Raw genomic sequence first — 2,967 nt, 5'->3', positions numbered from 1 at the left:
CGGCCCGGCGCGCGTCGGTCTCCCGCCGGCGCGACGAGCGGTCCGCGGGCTCGCGGCCGTCCGCCGCGGCACGTTCCGTCGCCGTTCGCGCCGCCCGAGGATCAGCCACCGACCCCTGCCGATCCGCGGCCTCGCGCACCGCCCGCGACAACACGTCGGGCCCGTGGCTGCGTTCGCCCGGGACCGGCACGCGTACGCCGCTCTCGGCGAGTCGTTCACCCGCGGCCCGACGCGCCGTGTCGGCAGCCGGGTCGACACCCTGCCAGGCGGTGGAGGCGCGCCACACCTGGACGACGTCGGCCTGGGTGGCGTGCTGCCACCACGTCGGGTCCGCCGCGCGGGCCCAGGTCGCCGCGTCCTGGCGGTACTGCGCGTAGAGCTGGTCGTGCACCTCCCGGGTGCGGTCCGGGTCGAGCCGGCCGGCCTGCGCGGCCAACTCACTGCGGACGTCGAACTCCCGGTCGCCGACGGACTGCGCGAACTCGAGCTGTCGCTCGGTCACCTCACGCTGCTGCATCTGCTGTCGCTGCTGCTGCTCGGCCAGGAACCGCCGGTACTCCACGATCGCCGCGACGAGCTGCACGACGCTGCCCGCGATCTCCGAAACCGCCACCTGTCCGCCTCCGCCGCGACCGAGATGCTGTGACCGCCCGTGCCGGCGGCGGCCGGACCGCCGGGCACGCCTGGCACCGTAGCGTGCGGCATCGAGGCGCCGCAGCCCCCGCGCGCCGACCGCCGGGCAGCGTCACGGGGAGTGCGGGACGTGACCTCCCCGACGGGTCACTTGCGGTTCCAGACCGCTTCCTGACCGGTGCTCGGGTCCTTGACCGTGAGGGTCTTGCCGTCCTCGCTCAGAACCCCGTCGGCCGAGATCTTGGTGACGCCGCAGTCGAGTTCGAGCCGGTATTCCCGGTCGCCCTGGTCCTTCGTGGTGCCGGTGCAGGAGACGTCGATGTTCGCCGAGACGGAACCGTCGTCGCGCACGGTCATGGTGCGGGACTGGTTCTCCGCCATGATCCACGTGCCGGTCAGCGACGGATCGCTGCCGCACCCGGCCGCCAGCAGGGCGAGCCCGAGCACCAGCCCGGCAGGTCCCCAGCGCTTGACCACGTTCCCTCCCCGGTATGCCGCGTCCCACCCTAACGGGCGACGCCGCCGCCGGCCCGCCCGTCGGCAGGGTCCGGGCCCGTCGCGCGCCGGAGCCGCGGCCCGGTGCAGCGGCCGCCCCCACGCGGGACTCCACGGTGGAGGGGGATGTCGTACCGTATGTCGACCGTGCCGCAGCGGGTGCTTCCCGGAGGCGGCCGAGGGCCGTCACACGGGGGAGGTCTGATGGCGGGTTTTCCCATGGGCGACTTCGCCGCCTCGACCGATCGGTTCGTGGCGTCCTGGGCGGCGGGCATCTCCGAACGCGCCGCCCAGGCCAAGGCGTTGTCCGACGAGGTGGCGGCGATGTCGGCGACGGCCGAGGGCGCGCAGGGCGCGGTCCGGGTGACCGTCGCCGCGTCCGGGGCCATGACCGACCTGCGGCTCGACGACCGGGTGCTGCGCTGGCGGCCGGACGAGATCGCCGCCACGGTGCTGGCCGTGATGCGGCGGGCGCAGGGCCGACTGGCGGCGCAGGTCGCCGACGCCGCCGCCGGCACCGTCGGCGCGGACTCCGAGACCGCCCGCGCCGTCGTCGGCAGCTACGCGACGCGCTTCCCGGAGGTGCCCGAGGAGGACGATCCGGGGTACGCGGGCTGGAGCGGCCATGGGCGCTGAGGCACGCGGTTTCGAGGTCACCGCGACGGCGCTGACCGGGCACGCCCGCTCGATCGACCGGATCGCCGGGGAGATCGCCACGGCGCACGACGCGGGCACGCACGTCCGGATGGGCGCCGAGGCGTACGGGCAGATCCCCGTCTGCCGGGCGATCCCCTTCCTGCTCGACTTCCTCCAGGGTCCGGCGGTGGACGCGCTCGCGGCCGCACAGGAGGCGTTGCACAGCGCGGCCGGTGCGCTCGACACCACGGTGGCCGCCTACCACGAGACCGACGGGACGGTCTCCGCCCTCTTCCACCGGATGCAGAGGTGAGCACCGCGGCGGCGGCGAACCCGCTGGTCGCGGCTCGGCAGGACACCACCACCGACTACAGCGGCATCGGCATCGTCGAGAGCCTCGTCGACCTGCGCAACGGCATCGAGAACGGCTCCTGGATCGATTCGACGATCGGCGGCGTCGGGACGTCCCTGGAGGTGCTGGCGACCTGCGTCGACCCGATCGGGTCGGTCGTCTCCTGGGGCGTCGCCTGGCTGATCGAGCACGTCAAGCCCCTCTCCGACGCGCTGGACTGGCTGGCCGGCGATCCGGACCAGATCACCGCGTACGCCCAGACCTGGCACAACGTCTCCCGGCACGTCGCCGGCCAGGCCACCGCCCTGTCCGAGGCGGTGCGCACCGAGATCGCCACCTGGACGGGCCCCGCCTCCGAGGCGTACCGCCGTTACAGCGACCAGCACGTACGTCACCTCACCGGCCTGTCGGACGCCTCGAATCTGATCGGCACCGTCGTCGAGGGCGCGGGACTGCTGGTGGCCCTGGTCCGGGAGCTGGTCCGGGACCTGATCGCCGACTTCGTCTCGATCCTCGCCGTCCGGCTCTGGCAGTGGCTCGCCGAGGAGGCCCTCACCCTGGGCGTGGCGACCCCGCTCGTCGCGGCGCAGGTCTCCGCGCTCGTCGCCAAGTGGGCGGCGAAGGTGGCCGGGCTGCTCACGGCGTTGGCCCGCAGCGTCAGCCGGCTCCGGCCGATCCTGTCCAAGCTCGGCGAGCTGCTCGACACGCTCCGCGCGGCGTTGCGCGGCCTTCGGCGTACCCCCGACGGGACCACCACCCCCGACATGCCGGCTCCCGGGCCCCGGCCCCGGGGTTACGACGGCCCCGCCGGCGACGGCGGCCAGCCGCCGCCGTGGGCCTGGGCGGACGGG

General features: G+C 74.7%; 4 protein-coding genes and 1 pseudogene. 3 read left to right on the top strand and 2 right to left on the bottom strand.

Features of this window, described 5'->3' with window-relative positions; translation table 11 throughout:
* Positions 1-613 (bottom strand): annotated as a pseudogene (locus tag HUW36_RS29675) (hypothetical protein); the annotation flags it as partial.
* A gap of 167 nt (positions 614-780) precedes the next feature.
* On the bottom strand, positions 781-1,110 hold the full coding sequence (locus HUW36_RS29670; protein WP_174531125.1) for a hypothetical protein: 330 nt from the start codon (positions 1,108-1,110) through the stop codon (positions 781-783).
* A 222-nt stretch (positions 1,111-1,332) separates the two neighbouring features.
* Here HUW36_RS29670 and HUW36_RS29665 point away from each other — a divergent pair, with 222 nt between their 5' ends.
* The 3 genes from HUW36_RS29665 to HUW36_RS29655 all read left to right on the top strand — a co-directional run.
* Positions 1,333-1,764, top strand: coding sequence for a YbaB/EbfC family nucleoid-associated protein (locus HUW36_RS29665; RefSeq protein ID WP_174531124.1), 432 nt, complete (start codon positions 1,333-1,335; stop codon positions 1,762-1,764).
* Positions 1,754-2,077, top strand: a complete 324-nt coding sequence (locus HUW36_RS29660) for an ESX-1 secretion-associated protein (protein WP_174531123.1) — start codon at positions 1,754-1,756, stop codon at positions 2,075-2,077. Before HUW36_RS29665 ends, HUW36_RS29660 begins: the two co-directional genes overlap by 11 nt.
* Positions 2,074-2,967: WXG100 family type VII secretion target (locus tag HUW36_RS29655; RefSeq protein ID WP_217428901.1), on the top strand; the 894-nt coding region annotated here is incomplete at its 3' end. The genes HUW36_RS29660 and HUW36_RS29655, both read left to right, overlap by 4 nt.

Source organism: Micromonospora maritima (genome assembly GCF_902825405.1).
In the GTDB taxonomy this organism is placed as follows: domain Bacteria; phylum Actinomycetota; class Actinomycetes; order Mycobacteriales; family Micromonosporaceae; genus Micromonospora; species Micromonospora maritima.
This window is presented reverse-complemented; position numbering and strand designations above follow the sequence as displayed.